This is a genomic window from Actinoplanes sp. TBRC 11911 (assembly GCF_012933445.1).
Taxonomy (GTDB): Bacteria; Actinomycetota; Actinomycetes; order Mycobacteriales; family Micromonosporaceae; genus Actinoplanes.
Genome location: NZ_JABBNC010000009.1, coordinates 1 through 19,725, shown reverse-complemented (window position 1 = coordinate 19,725; position 19,725 = coordinate 1). Strand labels below are relative to the sequence as shown.

The 19,725-nt window shown below is 71.5% G+C and carries 18 protein-coding genes; 15 read left to right on the top strand and 3 right to left on the bottom strand.

Going from position 1 to position 19,725, the window contains the following annotated elements; translation table 11 throughout:
• Positions 1–25 precede the first annotated feature (25 nt).
• The 3 genes from HH310_RS15050 to HH310_RS15040 all read left to right on the top strand — a co-directional run bounded on the left by HH310_RS15050 (position 26) and on the right by HH310_RS15040 (position 5,128).
• Positions 26–709 (top strand): gamma-glutamyl-gamma-aminobutyrate hydrolase family protein, encoded by a 684-nt coding sequence (locus tag HH310_RS15050; RefSeq protein ID WP_169176164.1) that lies wholly within the window; start codon positions 26–28, stop codon positions 707–709.
• A 17-nt stretch (positions 710–726) separates the two neighbouring features.
• Complete coding sequence (locus HH310_RS15045; protein ID WP_169176163.1) at positions 727–1,476, top strand: gamma-glutamyl-gamma-aminobutyrate hydrolase family protein; 750 nt, start codon at positions 727–729, stop codon at positions 1,474–1,476.
• A gap of 109 nt (positions 1,477–1,585) precedes the next feature.
• Positions 1,586–5,128 carry a SpoIIE family protein phosphatase gene (locus HH310_RS15040; protein WP_169176162.1) on the top strand — a complete coding sequence of 1,181 codons (3,543 nt, stop codon included), beginning with the start codon at positions 1,586–1,588 and terminating at the stop codon, positions 5,126–5,128.
• Here the strand turns inward: HH310_RS15040 and HH310_RS15035 are convergent.
• Complete coding sequence (locus HH310_RS15035; protein ID WP_169176161.1) at positions 5,125–5,436, bottom strand: STAS domain-containing protein; 312 nt, start codon at positions 5,434–5,436, stop codon at positions 5,125–5,127. The genes HH310_RS15040 and HH310_RS15035 overlap by 4 nt on opposite strands.
• Positions 5,437–5,557: 121 nt before the next feature.
• Here HH310_RS15035 and map point away from each other — a divergent pair, with 121 nt between their 5' ends.
• Both map and HH310_RS15025 read left to right on the top strand, forming a co-directional pair.
• A complete protein-coding gene (map, locus tag HH310_RS15030; protein ID WP_169176160.1) occupies positions 5,558–6,415 on the top strand; it encodes a type I methionyl aminopeptidase in 858 nt (285 codons plus the stop codon).
• Positions 6,412–7,101: a VIT1/CCC1 transporter family protein gene (locus HH310_RS15025; RefSeq protein WP_312034080.1), complete on the top strand. Its 690-nt coding sequence runs from the start codon at positions 6,412–6,414 to the stop codon at positions 7,099–7,101. Before map ends, HH310_RS15025 begins: the two co-directional genes overlap by 4 nt.
• Before the next feature lie 38 nt (positions 7,102–7,139).
• Here HH310_RS15025 and HH310_RS15020 read toward each other — a convergent pair whose 3' ends face one another.
• On the bottom strand, positions 7,140–7,556 hold the full coding sequence (locus HH310_RS15020; RefSeq protein ID WP_169176158.1) for a ferritin-like domain-containing protein: 417 nt from the start codon (positions 7,554–7,556) through the stop codon (positions 7,140–7,142).
• Positions 7,553–8,026, bottom strand: a complete 474-nt coding sequence (locus HH310_RS15015; RefSeq protein WP_211192172.1) for a hypothetical protein — start codon at positions 8,024–8,026, stop codon at positions 7,553–7,555. Before HH310_RS15015 ends, HH310_RS15020 begins: the two co-directional genes overlap by 4 nt.
• A 160-nt stretch (positions 8,027–8,186) precedes the next feature.
• Between HH310_RS15015 and rimP the strand changes: the two genes are divergently transcribed.
• The 10 genes from rimP to truB all read left to right on the top strand — a co-directional run bounded on the left by rimP (position 8,187) and on the right by truB (position 19,658).
• On the top strand, positions 8,187–8,798 hold the full coding sequence (gene rimP, locus HH310_RS15010; RefSeq protein ID WP_169176157.1) for a ribosome maturation factor RimP: 612 nt from the start codon (positions 8,187–8,189) through the stop codon (positions 8,796–8,798).
• Positions 8,795–9,820: a transcription termination factor NusA gene (nusA, locus tag HH310_RS15005; protein ID WP_169176156.1), complete on the top strand. Its 1,026-nt coding sequence runs from the start codon at positions 8,795–8,797 to the stop codon at positions 9,818–9,820. The genes rimP and nusA overlap by 4 nt, the downstream gene beginning before the upstream one ends.
• The gene (locus HH310_RS15000; protein WP_396027519.1) at positions 9,762–10,187 is read left to right on the top strand and encodes a YlxR family protein; all 426 of its coding nucleotides are present in this window, start codon (positions 9,762–9,764) and stop codon (positions 10,185–10,187) included. Before nusA ends, HH310_RS15000 begins: the two co-directional genes overlap by 59 nt.
• A gap of 106 nt (positions 10,188–10,293) precedes the next feature.
• Complete coding sequence (infB, locus tag HH310_RS14995; protein WP_169176155.1) at positions 10,294–13,404, top strand: translation initiation factor IF-2; 3,111 nt, start codon at positions 10,294–10,296, stop codon at positions 13,402–13,404.
• A 148-nt stretch (positions 13,405–13,552) separates the two neighbouring features.
• Positions 13,553–14,575 carry a TRM11 family methyltransferase gene (locus HH310_RS14990; protein ID WP_169176154.1) on the top strand — a complete coding sequence of 341 codons (1,023 nt, stop codon included), beginning with the start codon at positions 13,553–13,555 and terminating at the stop codon, positions 14,573–14,575.
• A 33-nt stretch (positions 14,576–14,608) separates the two neighbouring features.
• Positions 14,609–14,905, top strand: a complete 297-nt coding sequence (locus tag HH310_RS14985) for a DUF503 domain-containing protein (protein WP_169176153.1) — start codon at positions 14,609–14,611, stop codon at positions 14,903–14,905.
• Positions 14,906–14,998: 93 nt separating this feature from the next.
• Complete coding sequence (gene rbfA / locus HH310_RS14980; protein ID WP_169176152.1) at positions 14,999–15,466, top strand: 30S ribosome-binding factor RbfA; 468 nt, start codon at positions 14,999–15,001, stop codon at positions 15,464–15,466.
• A complete protein-coding gene (locus HH310_RS14975; RefSeq protein WP_169176151.1) occupies positions 15,463–16,479 on the top strand; it encodes a bifunctional oligoribonuclease/PAP phosphatase NrnA in 1,017 nt (338 codons plus the stop codon). Before rbfA ends, HH310_RS14975 begins: the two co-directional genes overlap by 4 nt.
• A gap of 898 nt (positions 16,480–17,377) precedes the next feature.
• Positions 17,378–18,754: an MATE family efflux transporter gene (locus tag HH310_RS14970; RefSeq protein WP_169176329.1), complete on the top strand. Its 1,377-nt coding sequence runs from the start codon at positions 17,378–17,380 to the stop codon at positions 18,752–18,754.
• Between the two features lie 19 nt (positions 18,755–18,773).
• A complete protein-coding gene (gene truB / locus HH310_RS14965) occupies positions 18,774–19,658 on the top strand; it encodes a tRNA pseudouridine(55) synthase TruB (protein ID WP_169176150.1) in 885 nt (294 codons plus the stop codon).
• Positions 19,659–19,725: the final 67 nt, after the last annotated feature.

Sequence of the window (19,725 nt, the reverse complement as noted above, 5' to 3'; positions counted from 1 at the left end):
ACACCCATGGAATTAGGTTTTCCTCATGCGTCCCATAATCGGCATCACCTCATATGTGCTCCCCGCCACCTGGGGTGTCTGGCACGACATTTCCACCGCGTTGCTGCCGTACGACTATGTGGCCGCGGTAACCGAGGCGGGCGGCCGGGCGGTATTGCTTCCGCCGGACGACACCGACACCGACGTGTTGCGCGCGCTCGACGGATTGGTGCTGGCCGGCGGCGCCGATATCGACCCCTCGCTGTACGGCGCGGATCGGGAGCCACTGACCGACTCCGCCCACGATCGCGACGTCGCCGAGCTGGACCTGGCCCGCGCGGCGCTGGCGCAGGACTTTCCGGTGCTCGGCGTGTGCCGGGGGATGCAGGTGATGGCGGTCGCGGCCGGCGGCCGGTTGCACCAGCATCTGCCGGACGTGCTCGGGCACGAACGGCACCGCCCGGCGCCCGCTGTCTACGGCCGGCTCGAGGCGCGGCTCACCCCGGGCAGCCGGATCGCCGCGCTGATCGGCGACGACCCGGGCATCCGGTGCTACCACCACCAGGGCGTGGCCGACGCGGGCACGCTGAAGGTGACCGGGCAGAGCGACGACGGCCTCCCCGAAGCGGTGGAAGATCCGTCGAAGAGGTTTGCGCTCGGTGTCCAGTGGCATCCAGAAGTGACACGCGACAAGCGGCTCTTCGGCGCACTCGTCGAGGCGGCGCGTTAGAGAGGAGATCCACCGCAATGCGCAGGCCCTTGATCGGCATGACCGCCTATGCCCAGCAGGTTCGATACGCCTCCAACGAGCTCATGGCGGGCATGCTGCCGATGACGTACGTGAAGGCCGTGCACGCGGTGGGCGGACGCGCGGTGCTGATCACCCCGGACGACCCGGACGTCGACGTGATCGAGTCCCTGGACGGCCTGCTCCTCAGCGGCGGCGGCGACGTCGACCCGGAACGCTGGGGAGCGCCCGCGCATCCGGAGACCAGCACCGACCGGGCCCGCGACGAGTCCGAGTTCCTGCTCGTGCGCGCCGCGCTGGACGCCGGTCTGCCGATCCTCGGGGTGTGCCGGGGCATGCAGGTGCTGGCCGTCGCCGGCGGCGGCTCGCTGCACCAGCACCTGCCCGACGTGGTCGGCAACGATCGGCATCGCGGCGCCGCGGGCACCGACCCGCTCGCCGCCGGCGCCGCGTCCTACGGCCGGCACGACGTGGTGACCCGGCCCGGATCGATGGCCCGGGCGCTGCTGGGCGCGCACCTGACGGTGAACTCCTTCCACCACCAGGCGGTCGATGATCCGGGAGCGTTCACGGTCACCGGCTGGTGTCCCGACGACCGGGTTCCCGAGGTGCTGGAAGATCCGACCCGAGACTTTGTGATCGGTGTGCAATGGCACCCCGAGCGCACCGCTGACCTGCGGCTGTTCCAGGGTCTCGTGGCGGCCGCCATGGATCGTGCCGGGCTGCAGCGGGCCCGGCTGGCGGCGTAACGCGTGACCCCGGCGAGGGAGGAACGCTGAAAGGCGATGCGCACGGTGTTACCGTGCACAACCGGACCGGTCGCGCTGTCGCCGGCCGGTTGAACCGCGGGGAGGACCGATGGGCTCAGGCGTCCTTCCGGCCCAGCTGAGCACCGCGTTCGACCGCGGCGGCGAGATGGGCCGCCGGATGCGCGAGCTCGACTGGGACGCCACGCCGATGGGGCCGCCCGCCGGCTGGCCGCCCGAGTTGGGCCAGGCGGTCGCGACCATGCTGGCCTCGCGCGCCCAGATCGTCCTGTTCTGGGGGCCGGAGTACTGCGCGCTCTACAACGACGCGTACATCCGGGCCCTGGGCAGCAAGCACCCCGCGCACCTGGGCCGTCCCGGCCGCGAGATGTGGAACGAGACGTGGGGCGTGCTGCAGGAGCTGTTCGACGGCGTGCGCGCCGACGACGAGGCGTTCTGGGCCGCCGACTTCCCGTTCATGCTGACCCGGCACGGCTTCCTCGAAGAGGCGTACTTCGACATCTCGTACGACCCGATCCGGGACGCTTCCGGCGAGGTCGGCGGCATCCTGTGCATCGTCACCGACACCACCGGGCGGGTGCTCGGCGAACGCCGGGTGGGCACGCTGAGCGCGCTGGGCTCGCGGCTGGCCGACTCGGTCGACCAGGACGCCCTGGTGGCCGAGACGCACGCGGTGCTGGGCGAGAACACGGCGGACGTGCCGTACGCGGCGCTGTACCTGGACGAGGAGGCCGCTCCGGCGGCGGCCCGCGAGGTGATCCGCAGCGGGCGGCCCGGCCGGGTGGCGCTGCGCGAGGTGACCGATCCGCCGTCCGCCGCCGCGCCGGAGGCCCTGATCTTTCCGATCGGCGTCGGGGTGAGCACGGTCGGCGCGCTGGTGCTCGGGGTGAGCCGCTATCTCGCGCTCGGCGGCGGCTACCGCGACTTCCTGGAACTCGCGGCCGCGCAGATCTCCCGGGCGGTGGCCAACCAGCAGGCGTACGACCAGGAACGCTCGCGGGCCGCCGCGCTCGCCGCGCTGAATCAGGCCAAGACCAACTTCTTCTCCAACGTCAGCCACGAATTCCGTACGCCGCTGACGCTGATCCTCGGTCCGGTGGAGGACCTGCTCGACGACCCCGCGCTGCCGAGCGACCTGCGTGATCGGTTGCGTCCCGTGCACAACAACGGGCTGCGCCTGCTCAAGCTGGTCAACACGGTCCTCGACTTCTCCCGGATGGAGTCCGGCCGCCTGCACCCCGCGTACCGGCCCACCGACCTCGCCGACTACACCGCGCGGCTGGCCAGTGCCTTCCGCGCCGCGGCCGAACGCGCCGGTCTGGAACTCGTGGTCGAGACGCCGCCGCTGCCCGCGCCGGTGTACGTGGACCGGGAGATGTGGGAGAAGATCGTCTTCAACCTGCTCTCCAACGCGGTCAAGTTCACCCGCACCGGCCGGATCACGATGCGGATCTTCGCCGAGAACGGCAACGCGGTCCTCACCGTCACCGACACCGGCGCCGGCGTCCCGGTGCAGGAGCGGGAGCGTCTCTTCGACCGTTTCCACCGCGTCGCCGGCGCCTGGTCGCGCAGCCACGAAGGCACCGGGATCGGCCTGGCGCTGGTCCGCGAGCTCGCCGAACTGCACGGCGGCTCGGTGGATCTGGACAGCGAGGTGGACCACGGCAGCGTCTTCACGGTGCGCATCCCGTTCGGCACCGGACATCTGCCGTCCGAGCGGATCATCGAGGCGGCCGGGCCCGTCGTCCCGGAGGTCGACGCCCGCCTGTGGGTGGCCGAGGCCGAGCACTGGGGCGACAGCCCGGCCCTCGCGGTGCCGGTCACGGCCGGGCACCGGGGCCGGATCCTGCTCGTCGACGACAACGCCGATCTGCGCGACCACGTGGCCCGGCTGTTGCGCCCGCAGTGGGACGTGACCACCGCGGTGGACGGCCGGGACGCCCTGGACCTGGCCCGGGAGCAGCATTTCGACCTGGTGCTGACCGACGTGATGATGCCGCGCCTGGACGGCTTCGGCCTGATCGCCGCGCTGCGCGCCGACGACCGCACGCGGGACGTGCCGATCGTCGTGCTGTCCGCCCGGGCCGGCGAGGAGGCCTCGATCGAGGGCCTGACCGCGGGCGCCGACGACTATCTGATCAAGCCGTTCTCGTCGCGCGACCTGATCGCCCGGGTCCGCGCCAACCTCGACCTCGGCCAGGCCCGCCGGCAGACCATCGCCCGGCTGCGCGGCCTGGTCGACGCGGCCGCCGCGGTCAGCACCGTGCGCACCACCGGCGAGGTGCTCGACGTCGCGGCCCGGCACGTGCTCGCGATGACCTCGGCCGGCCGGGTGGTGGTCACCGCGCCCGGGGCGCGCGCCGAAGTGGACGGCGGCGCCGAGCCGTCGGCCACCCCGGACGTCGTGATGCCGCTGCCCGACACGTCCGGCGCCACGGTCGGCGAGCTGCGGGTCTGGGACGGGCAGCACGGGCCGCCGGAGCCCGCGGTGCTGATCCAGCTCGCCCGTCTGATCGGGCTGCGCCTGGAGAACGCGCGGCTCTACGAGGCCGAGCACCGCATCGCCAGCACGCTGCAGCACAGCCTGCTGCCGCAGTCGCTGCCCCGGGTCCCCGGCGCGATCGTGGCCGGTCGCTATCTGCCGGGCAGCAGCGAGGCCGAGGTCGGCGGCGACTGGTACGACGTGATCCTCTCCCCGGACGACCAGCTCTATCTGGTGATCGGGGACGTGGTCGGCAAGGGCGTGCAGGCCGCGGCGGGCATGGGCCAGCTACGGAACGCGCTGCGGGCGTACATCTTGGAGGGTTTTGACTGTGGCGAGGCGCTGACCCGGCTGAACCGGCTGGTGGACAACCTCGGGCGGCAGCAGTTCGCGACGGTGGTGTGCGTGCGCTTCGATCCGCGCACCCGCGAGCTGCACTACTCGTCGGCCGGGCACCCGCCGCCGATCGTGGTCGAGCCGGGCGGGATGGGCACGTTCCTGTACTCGGCCGCGCTCGGTCCGCCGGTCGGCGCGCTGGCCGAGGCCGAGTATCCGACGCGGGCCGGCGAACTGGCGCCGGGCAGCCGGTTGCTGCTGTTCACCGACGGCCTGGTGGAGGACCGCCGTACCGGCATCGACACCGGTCTCACCGAGCTGACCGCGGACGTGTCCAAGCCGATGGACCACATCGAGGACCTGCTGGACACGTTGCTGGCGAAGGCGGCGCGGCGGCCCCGCCGGGACGACATCGCGCTGCTCGCGCTGCAGGTCACCGAGCCGCGCGAGTTCGTGCTGCGGCTGCCCGCCGAGCCGACCCGGCTGAGCGTGCTGCGCCGCCGGCTGCAGGACTTCCTGGTCAGCAACGGGGTGCCGGAGAACGACGTGTTCGACCTCACGGTGGCGGTGTCCGAGGCGGCCGCGAACGCGATCGAGCACCCGGTCGACCCGGCCGAGGCGTCGATCACGGTCGAGGCGTCGCTGGACGAGGACGCCGTGGTGGTCAGCGTGCGCGACACCGGGCATTGGCGGCCCTCGTCGTCCGCCGGGTTCCGGGGGCGTGGGCTGGCGTTGATCGGGGCGCTTGCGGAGCTGTCGGTGGCGCGTGCCGAGGACGGCACCGTGGTGACGTTGCGGCGATTGTTGTCCCGCTAGTCGCTCAGCCAGGGCTGGGTGGACAGCCCGGAGATCTCCAGGACCCGGCGGACCTGCGGGGACGGCAGGACGGTCAGCTCGGCGCCGTAACGCTCGGCGAGCCGCAGCAGCGCGTGGATCGCCGCGGAGTCGAAGAAGGTGACCGCGCGCAGGTCCAGAGTGGCGGCTGAGACAGGGACCTTGGTCGAGGCCACGAACATGGCCTCGGCCGTGGACATGTCGACCTCACCGGTCACCGTCACGACGACGCGATCGTCGGCCACCACCCCGGTTGCCGAGAAGTTCGGGTCCGGCCCCTCTTGATCCACGTCAACACGATTACACAGGGGTTGAGGTGCGGCAAGAACCGGGCATCAAGGGCGGCAGAGCCGTTATGACGTCGTGGGCCACCCCGGCGGTCGCGTCGCCGCACGGCGATAGGCTGGGGCTATGACCGTTCGTGCCCCCCTGGCACCGGGAAAGCAATCGCCCGCTCGGGCGGTCCCGGCGCAGATCGTCCGCCCCGAGTACGTCGGCAAGAAGCGCCCGAAAGAGTGGCGCGGCTCGCACGTGCAGACCGCCGAGACCATCGAGAAGATGCGGATCGCCGGGCGGATCGCGGCGCAGGCGACCCAGCTGGCGGGCGAGCACTGCAAGCCGGGCGTGACCACCGACGAGATCGACAAGGTGGTTCACGAGTTCCTGCTCGACCACGGGGCGTACCCGTCGACCCTGGGCTACAAGGGCTTCCCGAAGTCGTGCTGCACCTCGCTGAACGAGGTGATCTGCCACGGCATCCCGGACTCGACGGTGCTGGCGGACGGCGACATCATCAACGTCGACGTCACCGCCTACCTGAACGGGGTGCACGGCGACACCGACGCGACGTTCCTGGTCGGCGACGTCAGCGAGGAGGCCCGGCTGCTGGTCGAGCGCACCCACGAGGCGATGATGCGGGGCATCCGGGCGGTGGCGCCGGGCCGGCCCATCAACGCGATCGGGCGGGTCATCGAGGCGTACGCGCGGCGCTTCGGTTATGGCGTGGTCCGCGACTTCACCGGGCACGGCATCGCCGAGACGTTCCACTCCGGGCTCTACATCCCGCACTACGACAACCCGCGGCTCGACACGATCATGGAGGTCGGGATGACCTTCACGATCGAGCCCATGATCACCCTCGGCACGTACGAGTACGAGGTCTGGAAGGACGGCTGGACCGTGGTCACCAAGGACCGCGAATGGACCGCCCAGTTCGAGCACACCTTGGTGGTGACCGAGGACGGGAGCGAGATCCTTACCCTCCCGTGACGGTCAACGAGCATCACCACGCGGATGTCTCCGGCGGCTGGCTGCGAGCCGCCACCTTCGGCGCGATGGACGGGCTGGTCACCAACATCGCGCTGATCGCCGGGGTGGGCGGCGGCGGGGTCGACCGGCACACGCTGATCCTCAGCGGGGTGGCCGGGCTGGTGGCCGGCGCGATCTCCATGGGCATCGGCGAGTACACCAGCGTCAGCACCCAGAACGCGCAGGTCGCGGCCGAGCTGGCCAAGGAACGCCACGAGCTGACCGTCAACCCGGAGGGGGAGGCCGCCGAGCTGGTCGCGACGTGGACCGCCCGCGGGCTGCCGGTCGAGCTGGCCCGGCAGGTGGCCGACGTGCTCAAGGCCGATCCGGAGCAGGCGCTGCGGGTGCACGCCCAGGAAGAGCTGGGCGTGGTGCCGGACGAGCTGCCGAGCCCGTGGGTGGCGGCCTGGTCGTCGTTCGTGTGCTTCGCGGTGGGCGCGCTGATTCCGCTGATCAGCTATCTGGCCGGGGCGGACAGTCTGTGGCTGGCGCTGGCCGTCGGCGGGGTCGGGCTGTTCGTGGCGGGCGCCGTCGTCGGGCGGTTCACGGCGCGGCCCTGGCCGGTGAGCGGGTTGCGGCAGCTCGCGCTGGGCGGGCTGGCGGCCGCGGCCACGTACGGGATAGGGGTGTTGATCGCCGCCGCCTAGCTCCGCGGCCGCCCTTGATAGCTCGGCGGCCGCCCTTGCTAGCTTTGCGGCCGCCCTGGGAACGGGAGTGTCACCGGGGTGACGCCGGCTGATCGGCGCCAGCGGGTGGCGCGGACCGCGGCGTCGACCATCGCGGCGAGTGCGGTGCCGCGGTCGGCGTTCGTGGTGACCGGCAGGACCGGCCGCCACGCCTGCGCCACGCCGTCCTCGACCTGGATGGCCAGCCGGAGGGCGTCGGCACGGTCGGTGACCGGGAACGGCAGCTCGTACCCGGCGGGGGACGCGGGCGGGTCGGTCAGGGTGGTGACGAGGTAGTCGCGGCGCTGCCGGTGGGCCTGCTCGGCGGAGCGCGCTTCGGTCCGGTCGCCGTCGCTGTCGAAATTCACCCCGATGACCCCGTACGCGTAGATCGCCGCCTCCTCCGCGGCCAACGCTGCCGTGAGTTGTTCGTTCATCGCAGCGCCTCGACGTGGGTGGCCCGGCAGGCGGCGATCGAGCCGACCAGCGCGACGCGTTCGCCGGGCGCCTGGCGGCAGGCGGCGGTCGCGGTCTTCTGGGCGGCCTGCTCGGCCTTGCGCAGGTCGGTGACCGCGGCGTTCGCCTGGCTCGCGGCCGGCTCGCTGCCGCCCGGCGCCGGGGCGGAGGGCAAGGCCGCGCCGATCACCCGGGCGAGTTCGGCGGCGTGCGCGCGGTGATCGTCGGCGAGCGGGGCGAGGCGTCCGGACAGGCCGGGCTGGGTCACCGTCACCCGGTCGTACGCCGCGGCGAGCGCGACGGCCTCGTCCAGCAGCGGTTGCAGCGGGTCGGGGGCCTTGGGCGGCTCCGGATCGCCGCCGAAGAGCGCGCAGCCGGTCAGTGCCGCGGCACCGAATCCCGCTCCCGACACCACCAGTAATCGCCGGCGACTGTGTCCCAGACCACTCATCCGCACCGGGCCAGTACACACTATTGGCGCACGGCGGGCTCGATCGGTGCGGCGGTGGAGCGACCCCGCAGTCCGCGCGTTACGCTCTGCGTCAGCCGCGGGGCTTTAGCCCGGCGGCATAGAGTCGTTTGCAAAGAAATCTCAAGAAAGGTCCAGTTCGATGACGCAGCGTGGTCGTGCCGGTGGCCGACCTGCCCACCGCCCGGGTTCGAGCCAAGAGCCGCGGGTTCCCGCCGCGCCTCGCATCGACCTGGTGGCGGCCCGGGCCCGTGTCCGCTCCGTCATCGAGCCCGTGGTGACCGAGGTGGGCTACGACCTGGAGGAGGTCGGCGTCTCGCGGGCCGGCCGCCGGTTCGTGGTCCGCGTGCTGGTGGACACCGACGGGGGCATCAACCTGGACGACGTGGCCGTGGTCTCCCGGGAGATCTCCACGGCGCTCGACGAAGCTGAGGAGAACGGCGACGAGGTGCTCCCCGGGGAGTACCAGCTGGAGGTCGGTTCGCCGGGCGTGGACCGGCCGCTGACCCAGCCACGGCATTGGCGGCGCAACCGTACCCGTCTGGTCACGGTGAACGGTCTGACCGGCCGGGTCATCGACGTCGACGACGACGGTGTCGTCCTCGACGTGGATGGCACGCCGCGGTCCCTGACGTTCGGTGAGCTCGGTCCCGGCAAGGTGCAGATCGAGTTCAAGCGGATGGACGAGGCCGATTTCGGCGACGAGGACGACGAACTGGACGACGACGACCACGAAGGGGAGGGCGGGGCATGAATATCGACCTCGCGGCGCTGCGCGCCCTGGAGCGCGAGCGGGAGATCCCGTTCGAGACGATCCTCGCGGCGATCGAGACCGCGCTGCTGACGGCCTACCGGCATACCGAGGGCGCGCAGAACCACGCGCGCGTGGAGATCGACCGGAAGACCGGCGTGGCCTCGGTGCTGGCGCAGGAACTCGACGCCGACGGCACGGTGGTACGGGAGTGGGACGACACTCCGCACGACTTCGGCCGGATCGCCGCCATGACCGCCAAGCAGGTCATCCTGCAGCGGCTGCGGGAGGCGACCGACGAGCAGCACTTCGGTGAGTACGCCGGGCGCGACGGTGACCTGGTCACCGGCATCGTGCAGGCGGACGCGGCGCGGGCTGAGAAGGGCATCGTGATCGTCGACCTCGGCAAGATCGAGGCCGTTCTCCCGCAGTCCGAGCAGGTGCCCGGGGAGTCGTACGAGCACGGCGCCCGGATCCGGGCCATCGTGGTGCACGTCGCCAAGGGCTTCCGCGGCCCGCAGGTCACCCTGTCGCGCTCGCACCCGGCGCTGGTGAAAAAGCTGTTCGCCCTCGAGGTGCCGGAGATCGCGGACGGGACCGTGGAGATCGCCGCCATCGCGCGTGAGGCAGGTCACCGTACCAAGATCGCGGTCCACTCGACGGTGCCTGGCGTGAACGCCAAGGGCGCCTGTATCGGCCCGATGGGCCAGCGGGTCCGGGCGGTGATGAGCGAGCTGCACGGCGAGAAGATCGACATCATCGATTACTCGGAGGATCCCGCGCAGTTCGTCGGAAATGCCCTCTCGCCGGCGAAGGCCCTGCGTGTCGAGGTCGTGGACGCCGGCACCCGCACCGCGCGGGTGACCGTTCCGGACTTCCAGCTGTCCCTGGCGATCGGCCGGGAAGGGCAGAACGCCCGCCTTGCCGCCCGCCTGACCGGGTGGCGTATCGACATTCGTCCCGATAATGAGCCCGCCGGCGTTACGGACCGTTCGGACCGTGATGCGGCCGAGGCGGGAAGCTGACCGGATAAGCGCCACCGACGCACGAGGAGTAGACTTTGTGATGGTCGGCCCGACGCACGCTCCCATGCGGATGTGTGTCGGTTGCCGCTTACGCGCGCCGGCCTCCGAGTTGATTCGGTTCGTTGCGGGCGGGGACCTTAGGCTTCTGCCCGATCCGAGCCGCCGACTGCCGGGCCGGGGAGCGCACCTGCATCCTGATCCGGCCTGCTTCGCGCTGGCGGAGCGACGCCGTGCCTTCGGGCGGGCGTTGCGCCTCTCCGGTGTTGCTGACACCGGGCTGCTGGCCGAGCACATCCGTACGGTCGTAAAGCCGCGCGGAACGACCGATGACGAGGCTCCGATGCCCCGTCACGACCCAGCAAGGTAGGACGACCCAGATGAGCACACGATGAAGTCCCTGAAATGAACAGGCTTCTAGTGCACGAGTGAGGTCGTTGCGGGTGCGCTCGCACGACCTCGAAGTGAGGAGTGCAGTGCCAGGAAAGGCCCGCGTACACGAGCTCGCGAAGGAGCTCGGGGTCGACAGCAAGACCGTTCTCGCCAAGCTCAAGGAGATGGGCGAGTTCGTCAAGTCCGCGTCCAGCACGGTCGAGGCCCCGGTGGCCCGACGGCTGCGCGGCGCCCTCGAGGCCGGCAACGCCCCCGCGGCAGCGCCCGCCCCGTCCGCGCCCAGCGCGGCCGCCGCGACGCCCGCGGCCGCTCGACCGGCTCCGCCCGCCGTGCGTCCCCAGCCGCCGCGCCGGCCCGGCCCCTCGGGTGGTGCGCCCAGCGCGCCCACCTCGCCGGCCCCGTCGCCCGGTCAGTTCGCCCGGCCCAAGCCGGCCCCCAACCGGCCCGGCCCCACGCCCGGCCCGGTCGCCAAGCCGGCCAGCGCCCACGACATCGAGGTCGCAGCCGCCGAGGCTCGCGCCTCGGCACTGAAGGCCGAGCAGGAGGCCGCGGTCAAGGCCGCACAGGCCGCCCGCACCCGGGATGCCGAGCGTCGCGCTCAGCAGCCCCCGGCCGACGGTGCCGCCCCGGCCACTCGCGGTCCGGCTTCCGGTCCGCGTCCCGGACCGGGTGCTGTTCCGCCGCGTCCGGGTTCCCCGGCGGCCGGCCGTAACGCGCCGCCGAGCACGCCCAGCGGTCCGCGTCCCGGCCCGGCCGGTGGCGCGCCGCGTCCGCCGTCGCGTGGTCCCGGCAACAACCCGTTCGGCGTCTCCGGCGGTGGTGGCCAGCGGCCCTCGCCGTCGTCGATGCCTCGTCCCAACCAGGCGGGCATGCCGCCGCGGCCGAGCCCTGCCTCGATGCCGCCGCGGCCCAGTCCCGCCTCGATGCCCGCGCAGCGCCCCGGTCGTCCCGGTGGCGGTCCGGGCGGCGGTCCCGGTCGTCCCGGTGGCGGTCCCGGCGGAGGCCGTGGCGGCCCCGGTGGTGGCGGCGGTGGCGGTGGCTACCGTGGCGGCGGCGCTGGTGGCGGTGCCGGCGGTGGCGGTGGCTACCGTGGCGGCGGCGCTGGTGGCGGTGCCGGCGGCGGTGGCGGTTACCGCGGCGGTCCCGGTGGTGGCGGCGGTGGCGGTGGCTACCGTGGTGGTCCCGGTGGCGGCGGCGGTACCGGTGGTCCCGTCGGAGCGCCGGGTCGTCCCGGTGGCGGCGGCGGTCGTGGCCGTGGCAGCGGTGCCGCGGGTGCCTTCGGGCGTCCCGGTGGCCGGCCGACCCGTGGCCGCAAGTCGAAGAAGCAGCGTCGTCAAGAGTTCGACAACCTGTCGGCTCCGGCGATGAGCTCGGGCGCGCCCCGCGGTAACGGCCAGGTCATCCGGCTGTCCCGTGGCGCGTCGCTCTCCGACTTCGCCGACAAGATCAACGCGAACCCCGGCTCGCTGGTCCAGGAGATGTTCAACCTGGGCGAGATGGTGACGGCGACGCAGTCGGTCTCCGACGACACGTTGCTGCTGCTCGGTGAGCACCTGGGCTTCGACGTGCAGATCGTCAGCCCCGAGGACGAGGACCGTGAGCTGCTCGCGCAGTTCAACATCGACCTCGACGCCGCGGTTGCCGAGGACCGTCTGGTCAGCCGCCCGCCGGTGGTGACCGTGATGGGTCACGTCGACCACGGTAAGACGAAGCTGCTCGACGCGATCCGCAAGACCAACGTGGTCGCCGGCGAGGCGGGTGGCATCACCCAGCACATCGGCGCCTACCAGGTGCGGTACGAGCACGAGGGCGTCGACCGGGCGATCACCTTCCTGGACACCCCGGGTCACGAGGCGTTCACCGCCATGCGTGCCCGTGGTGCCCAGGTGACCGACATCGTCATCCTGGTGGTCGCGGCCGACGACGGCGTCATGCCGCAGACGGTCGAGGCGCTCAACCACGCCAAGGCCGCCGAGGTCCCGATCGTGGTCGCGGTCAACAAGGTCGACAAGCCGGACGCCAACCCGGAGAAGGTCCGCCAGCAGCTGGCCGACTACGGGCTGCTCGCCGAGGAGTACGGCGGCGACACGATGTTCGTCAACGTGGCGGCCAAGCCCGGCATCGGCATCGACGACCTGCTCGAGGCCGTCCTGCTGACCGCCGACGCGTCGCTGACGCTGACCGCCCCGGTGGACGGTTCGGCGCAGGGTGCCGTCGTCGAGTCACACCTCGACAAGGGCCGCGGTGCGGTCGCGACGGTGCTGGTGCAGAAGGGCACGCTGCGGGCTGGCGACTCGATCGTGGCGGGCGGCGCGCACGGCCGCGTCCGCGCCATGCTCGACGAGAACGGCAACCAGGTGGCCGAGGCGCTGCCGGCCCGGCCGGTTCTGGTGCTCGGTCTGACCTCGGTGCCGGGCGCGGGCGACACGTTCCTGGCCGGCGAGGACGACCGGACCGTGCGGCAGATCGCCGAGCAGCGGCAGGCACGCCGTCGTGCGGCGAGCTTCGCCAACTCGCAGGGCAAGGCCACTCTCGAGACGCTCATGGAGCAGCTCAAGGAGGGCGAGAAGACTTCGCTCACGCTGGTCATCAAGGGTGACAGCTCGGGTTCGGTCGAGGCCCTCGAGGACGCGCTGTTCAAGATCGAGATTCCGGACGAGATCCAGCTCAAGGTCATCCACCGCGGCGTCGGTGCGATCACCGAGAGCGACGTGAACCTGGCGTCCGCGTCGTCCGACGCGACCGCCACGATCATCGGCTTCAACGTCCGGGCCTCGAACAAGGTCAAGGAGATGGCCGACCGGGCCAACGTGGAGATCCGCTACTACAGCGTCATCTACCAGGCCATCGAGGAGATCGAGGCGGCGCTCAAGGGCCTGCTCAAGCCCGAGTACGAAGAGGTCGAGCTGGGCACGGCGGAGATCCGCGAGGTCTTCCGCTCGTCCAAGATCGGTCTCATCGCGGGTTGTCTGGTCCGCACCGGCCTCATCCGGCGCAACGCCAAGGCGCGCATCCTGCGGGACGGCGTCGTGGTGGCGGAGAACGTCACGATCAGCTCGCTGCGTCGCTTCAAGGACGACGCGACCGAGGTCCGCGAGGGCTTCGAGTGTGGTCTGACGCTGGCGGGCTTCGGCACGCCGGCGGTGGGCGACGTGATCGAGACCTTCGAGATGCGCGAGAAGCCGCGCGTCTAGGTTCGACGGTTTACGGCCCCCGGCGCATTGAGCGCCGGGGGCCGTTCCGTCTTCAGGCATCGTCCGCCAGCTCAGTTCCCCACACCCGGGGTCGGCCGGGCTGTCCCCACACCCGAGGCGTGGCAGGCGGGCTGGGAGGATATGCGGCATGCCCCGGTACGCCCTGCTCTTAGCTCCCTCCGCCAATCGCGTTTATGCCGATCAGGCCGCTCGCCTCTCGCTGGCCGAGCTCGCCGCCTTCCAGCCCGTCCTCTCCGCAGACATTTCGGATATTTCGGAAATGTCGCTCGGGGCCGTGACGTACCTCGGGTTCAGCGGAAGCCTGACCGAACGGGACATCGCGTACCTCTCCAACCTTTCCGCGGCGTACGCGCTCTTCGAGATGGCCGGCGAGCTGCTGCGGCCCGTCGAGCTCAGGCCGCTCGCGCGCTACGACAGTGACCTGATCACGATCCCGAAGTATGCGGGCAAGACGAATGAGCAGTTCACCAAGCTGCTGCTCAACCTCACGCTGCTGGCCTCCGCGTCGGCGGGGCGGATGCTCGACGGGCACGTCACCGTCCTCGACCCGATCTGCGGGCGCGGGACCACGCTCAACCAGGCGCTGATGTACGGCTACGACGCGGTCGGGGTGGAGATCGACGGGAAGGACGTGGAGGCGTACAAAAGCTTCTTGCAGACCTGGTTGAAGCGCAAGCGTCTCAAGCACACCGCCGACCTCGTGCCGGTGCGGCGGCAAGGCCGGCGGGCCGCGCGGCGCCTGGAGGTCACGCTCGCCGCCAGCAAGGACGACCACAAGGCGGGCGCGGTGCAGAAGGTCACGGTGCTGCAGGCGGACACCACCCAGCTGGATGGGCTGCTGCGCGGCGGGGTGGCCGACGTCCTGGTGGCCGATCTCCCGTACGGGGTCGCGCACGGCAGCCACGACGAGCACGGCGGGCTGTCACGGAGCCCTCTCGACCTCCTCGAACGGGCGATGCCGGAGTGGCTGCCGCTGGTGCGTCCGGGTGGCGCGCTCGGACTGTCCTGGAACGTGAAGGTCGCGCGGCGGGAGCTGGCCGAGGACATCCTGCTGGCGAACGGCCTCGAGATCATCCCGTACGAGCCGCTCGCGCACCGTGTCGACCAAGGCATCGAACGCGACGTCCTGGTGGCGCGGAAACTGAGCTGAAAACTGTCGTACCCCGGCAGTAATCTGCTCCCGATGTTTACCGAAACCGCTGTGTTCGACCTGCTGCTGCCCGGCGACTCGCGCACGCTGAAGCAGAAGCGTTCCTACGTCCGCCCGATCCTCGCGATGCTAAAGAAATTCGAGGTCAGCGCCGCCGAGGTGGGCTTTCACGATCTGTACGGGCGGGCGCTGATCGGCGTCGCGATCGTCGCCGCCGAGGCGGCTCAGGTGCGGGCCGTCATCGACACCTGCGAGAACCAGGTGGCGGGCCGGCCCGAGATCGAGTTGCTGTCGGTGAAACGACGGTTGTACGGCGACGACGACGAGTGAGCGGGGCGTTCGACCGCAACACGACCTGGGTACGCTTCAGCAGTTGGGCGGGGGTAGTTCGGACCCGCGGGATCTATGTCGGAGGTGGGCGACATGTCAGACCCGGCCAAGACGCGTCGGCATGCGGAGCGCGTACGGGAACTGGTGGCATCGCTGGTACGAGAGATCAAAGATCCCCGGCTCGGCATGGTCACCATCACGGACGCCCGGATCACCGGAGATCTCCGCGAGGCCACCGTCTACTACACGGTCCTCGGCGACGCGAATGAACAGACCGGCACCAAGACCGCCCTGGAGAGCGCGAAAGGCATGCTGCGCAGCCGGGTCGGTCACGCGCTGGGCCTGCGCCACTCGCCGAGCCTGACGTTCGTGCTCGACAACGTGCTCGACCACGCCAAGGAGATCGACGACCTGCTGGCCGAGGCGCGCGACCGCGACGCCGAGGTGCAGCGTCTCGCGGCCGGCAAGCAGTACGCCGGCGACGCCGACCCGTACAAGTCCGAGGACGAGGACGACGAGGACGACGCCGAACGGGTAGGCGCCCGCGAGGATCTCGGGTGACCGCTGTCTCCCATCGAGTAAGCGTTGCGGAGTGGGCCGCGGCCGCCGATGCGGTGCGCGGCCTCGCTCCCGGCGACGAGATCCAGCTGATCTGCCACGTCAACCCGGACGGCGACGCCCTGGGCAGCATGCTCGGCTTCGGGCTGGGGCTGCGGCGGCTGGGCTTCACCCGGGTGCGCGCGACCTTTCCCGGCCAGTTCGAGGTCCCGGTGCCGTACCAGGCGCTGCCCGGCCTCGACATGCTCGTGCCGGCCGTCGAGGCGTACCGGGAAGCGCGTTTGATCCTGATTTTCGACGTCGCCGCGGAGTCGCGCCTGGGCGCGCTGGCGCCGCTCGCCGTCGAGGGCTTCTCGGTGGTGCTCGATCACCACGCGTCGAACACCCGGTTCGGCCGGATCAACCTGGTGGACGCGCGCGCGGCGGCGACATCGGTGGTGGCGTCGAGCCTGCTGGACCGTCTCGGGGTGCCGCTGGACGCCGAGATCGCGGAATGCCTGTATGTCGCGCTGGCCACCGACACCGGATCGTTCAAGTTCGATCTGACCACGCCGGCCGTGCATGAGCTGGCCGCGCGCTTGATCGCGACCGGGATCAGCCCGGCCGACATCTCGCGGCGCATCTTCGACACGCGTCCCTTCGGGGCGATGAAACTCGCGGGCGAGGTGCTGGGCCGGGCGCAGCTCGACCGCACGGCCGCCGGTGGTCGCGGCATGGTGTGGACGTACGCCACGCTGAGTGACCTGGAGCGCTACGAGCAGAGGCCGTACGTGCTGGACACCCTCATCGACCCGATCCGCAGCGTGGCCGAGGCCGACGTGGCGGTGGTGGTGAAGGAGACGGGCCCGTCGGAGTGGGCGGTGTCGCTGCGCTCGAAGGGTGCGGTGGACGTCAGCGCGGTGGCGGTGGCCCTGGGCGGTGGCGGTCATCGGCTGGCGGCGGGGTTCACCGGGCACGGGACCCCTGAGGAGATCGTCAAGGCCGTGCGAGACCTGCTGGACGCGAACCTTACGTAACTTCGCCGCCGACCCGTTGCGTCGGTGGTTTCGCCCGACCCCCCCGGATCGAGTCGACCTTCAGCGTGTGGGGATTTCGGACGCTCGGGCTGTCGTGGCTCCCCGCGATCGAGGTGCCGGGTCTGGGGTGTGGGGAGCCTATGCGCTGGGGGCGTCGTGGGTTCCCACAGTCGCGTTGTGTGGTCTGGGGTGTGGGGAGCCTGTGCGCTGGGGGCGTCGTGGGTTCCCACAGTCGCGCCGTGCGGTCTGGGGTGTGGGGGGCCTCGGCGCTGGGGCCGTCGCGGGTGCCCACAGTCGCGTTGCGCGGTCGTGTCGCTCGATGGGGTGGGAAACGGCGATGTGACGTACCCGGTGTCCCGGTTTGTGGGAACGGTGCCCCACGCAGCGGACCTGAACGATAGTTTTGGGTCCTGAACGGTGATTTGGTTCTGCTCGGGTCGGCGACCACTGCCCGCAAGCGGAGCCTCGAGCCACCCGGGTCCACCCACCCGGGCCGCGTCACCCGCCACGTGTCCGGTGATCCCGGATCGGCCCTGTGACGCCTCGCTCGACCGATCCTGGGCGTGTGCCGTCGCGCCGCGCCCGACACCCACCGTGGAGGGACCACGATCATGGCTGCCAAGCCGAAGCCTCAGACCAACGACGAAGAGCGTGAGCAGGCGCGCCGCGCGCTGCAGACCTCGATGGACACGCGTCAGTAGGTGCGTAAGCACTCACTCGCATTGAACTCCTTACGGCTGGGCGGGCATCATGGGTAACCATGAGCCCGCCTGCCCGGCCCGTGCGCCCTTCCGGCCCGCTCGACCCGACGACGCCTGAGCCCCTCGACCGGCTCGCGTCGGCATCGGGTGCCGAGCCCGCGCCGACATCGGCGTCGGCGGAAGTCGCGCCAGCACGCATGTCGGCGGCGGCGACTGAGCCCGCTGCTGCCGAGCCAGCGCTGCCGGCCACCCACCCCGCATCCGCGCCACCGCCGCGATCTCCCGCTTCGGCTGGGCGGATTGCTCGGCTGGCGCTGCCGGCGCTGGTCGTGCTTGCGGCCGAGCCCCTCTACGTCCTCGTCGACACCGCCGTCGTCGGGCACCTCGGGCGCATCCCGCTCGCGGCCATCGCGGTCAGCGGAACCGTCATGTCGGTGGCGGCCTGGCTCGGGACGCTCATGGCCTACGGGACGACGGGACGGGCCGCGCGCCGCTTCGGGGCCGGGGACCGTCAGTCCGCCGTCGCCGAAGGGGTGCAGGCGTCGTGGCTCGCGCTGAGCACAGGCGTACTGCTGGCGATCTTGGCGCAGTTTTTCGCCCGGCCCCTCGCCGGGCTGCTCGCTGGGGACCCGGCAACCGCGGACGCCGCGGCGGGCTGGCTCAAGATCGCGGCGCTCGGGGCGCCCGGCCTCCTGCTCGCGGCGGCGGGAAACGGCTGGATGCGCGGCGTGCAGGACACCAGGCGGCCGCTGATCTTCGTGCTCGGCGCGAACGTCCTCTCCGCGATCCTCTGCCCGATCCTCGTCTACCCGGTGGGCTGGGGCCTGCACGGATCCGCGGTGGCCAACGTGGTCGCGCAGTCCGTTTCCGGGGGCCTCTTCCTGTACGCCCTCATCCGCGAGACACACGCACTGAGGCCGAGCCCGCAGGTCATCGTCGATCAGCTGCGACTGGGCCGTGACCTGCTGATCCGCGGTGCCGCCTTCCAAGCGTGCTTCCTGTCGGCGACCGCGGTGGCGTCCCGGTTCGGGGCCGAGGCGGTCGGTGCCCACCAGATCGCGCTGCAGCTCTGGTTCTTCAGCGCGCTCGCCCTCGACGCCGTGGCGATCGCCGCGCAGTCGCTGGTCGGGGCGGCGCTGGGCGCGGGTGACGCCGGTGCCGCGCGGGATGTCGCCCGTCGCGTGACGATCGCCGGTGGCCTGGCCGCGATCGTGTTCGCGCTGCTGGCGACCGCCGGGCACGACCGGATCCCGGGGTGGTTCACGCCTGATCAGGGGGTGCACGAGCAGGCCGCGATCGTGTGGCCGTGGTTCATCGGGTTGCTGCCGTTCGCCGGAATCGTCTACGCGCTCGACGGCGTGCTCATCGGGGCCGGCGACGTCCGGTTCCTGCGCAACGCCACGCTGCTGGCGGCTCTGCTCGGCTTCCTGCCGATGATCTGGCTGGCGTACGGGCTGGAGCTCGGCCTCGGCGGCGTCTGGGCGGGGCTGGGGCTGTTCATCCTGTTGCGGTTCGTGACGATCGTGGTGCGGTGGCGCAACGGACGCTGGGCCGTTGTCGGGGCGGTCCGCTGACGACACCTAAGGTATGCGGGTGAGCGCGGACGGACTGATCGTGGTGGACAAGCCCGCGGGGATGACCTCGCATGACGTGGTCGCACGGATTCGGCGGCTGGCCAAGACGCGGCGCGTCGGCCACGGCGGCACCCTCGACCCGATGGCCACCGGGGTGCTGATCATCGGCGTCAACCGGGCGACACGCCTCCTCACGTACGTCATCGGTGCCCGCAAGAGCTATTCGGCGACGATCCGGCTCGGCCAGTCCACGATCACCGACGACGCGGAGGGCGAGGTCACCGCGTCGGCGTCGGCGTCCGCGGTCACCGATCAGGCGATCCGCGACGGCCTGGCACGTCAGACCGGCGAGATCGACCAGGTGCCGAGTGCCGTGAGCGCCATCAAGATCAATGGCCAGAGGGCTTACAAGCGCGTACGCGACGGCGAAACGGTCGACCTCCCCGCACGCCGGGTGACGGTCTACGCGCTGGACATCCTCGACATCCGGCACAGCGGCGACCTCGTGGACGTGGACGTCGAGGTGACCTGCTCGTCCGGCACGTACATCCGGGCGATCGCACGTGATCTCGGCACCGCGCTCGGCGTGGGCGGGCACTTGACGGCGCTGCGGCGTACGGCGGTGGGGGAAATGACCTTGGCCGAGGCCGTGACGCTGGAACAGCTCGAGCAAAAGGCCCCGGACGTCGTCGGTCTGCCACTCGCGGAGGCGGCCCGGCAGGCGTTCCCGCAGCGCACGGCCACGGCCGACGAGGCCCGGGTGCTCAGCCACGGCGGTCCGCTCACGGCCGTGGGCATCGACGGCCCGTACGCCGTGTTCGACCCCGCCGGGCAGGTCCTGGCGATCGTCTCGGAGAGCGACGGCCGCGCCCGCGCCGAGATCGTGCTGGCCCCAGCGGTCTAGCCGGCTGCGCGCGGTGTGCCGGCTGCGCTCGGTTTGCCGGTTGCTCGCGATCGGCTGGCCCTCGCGG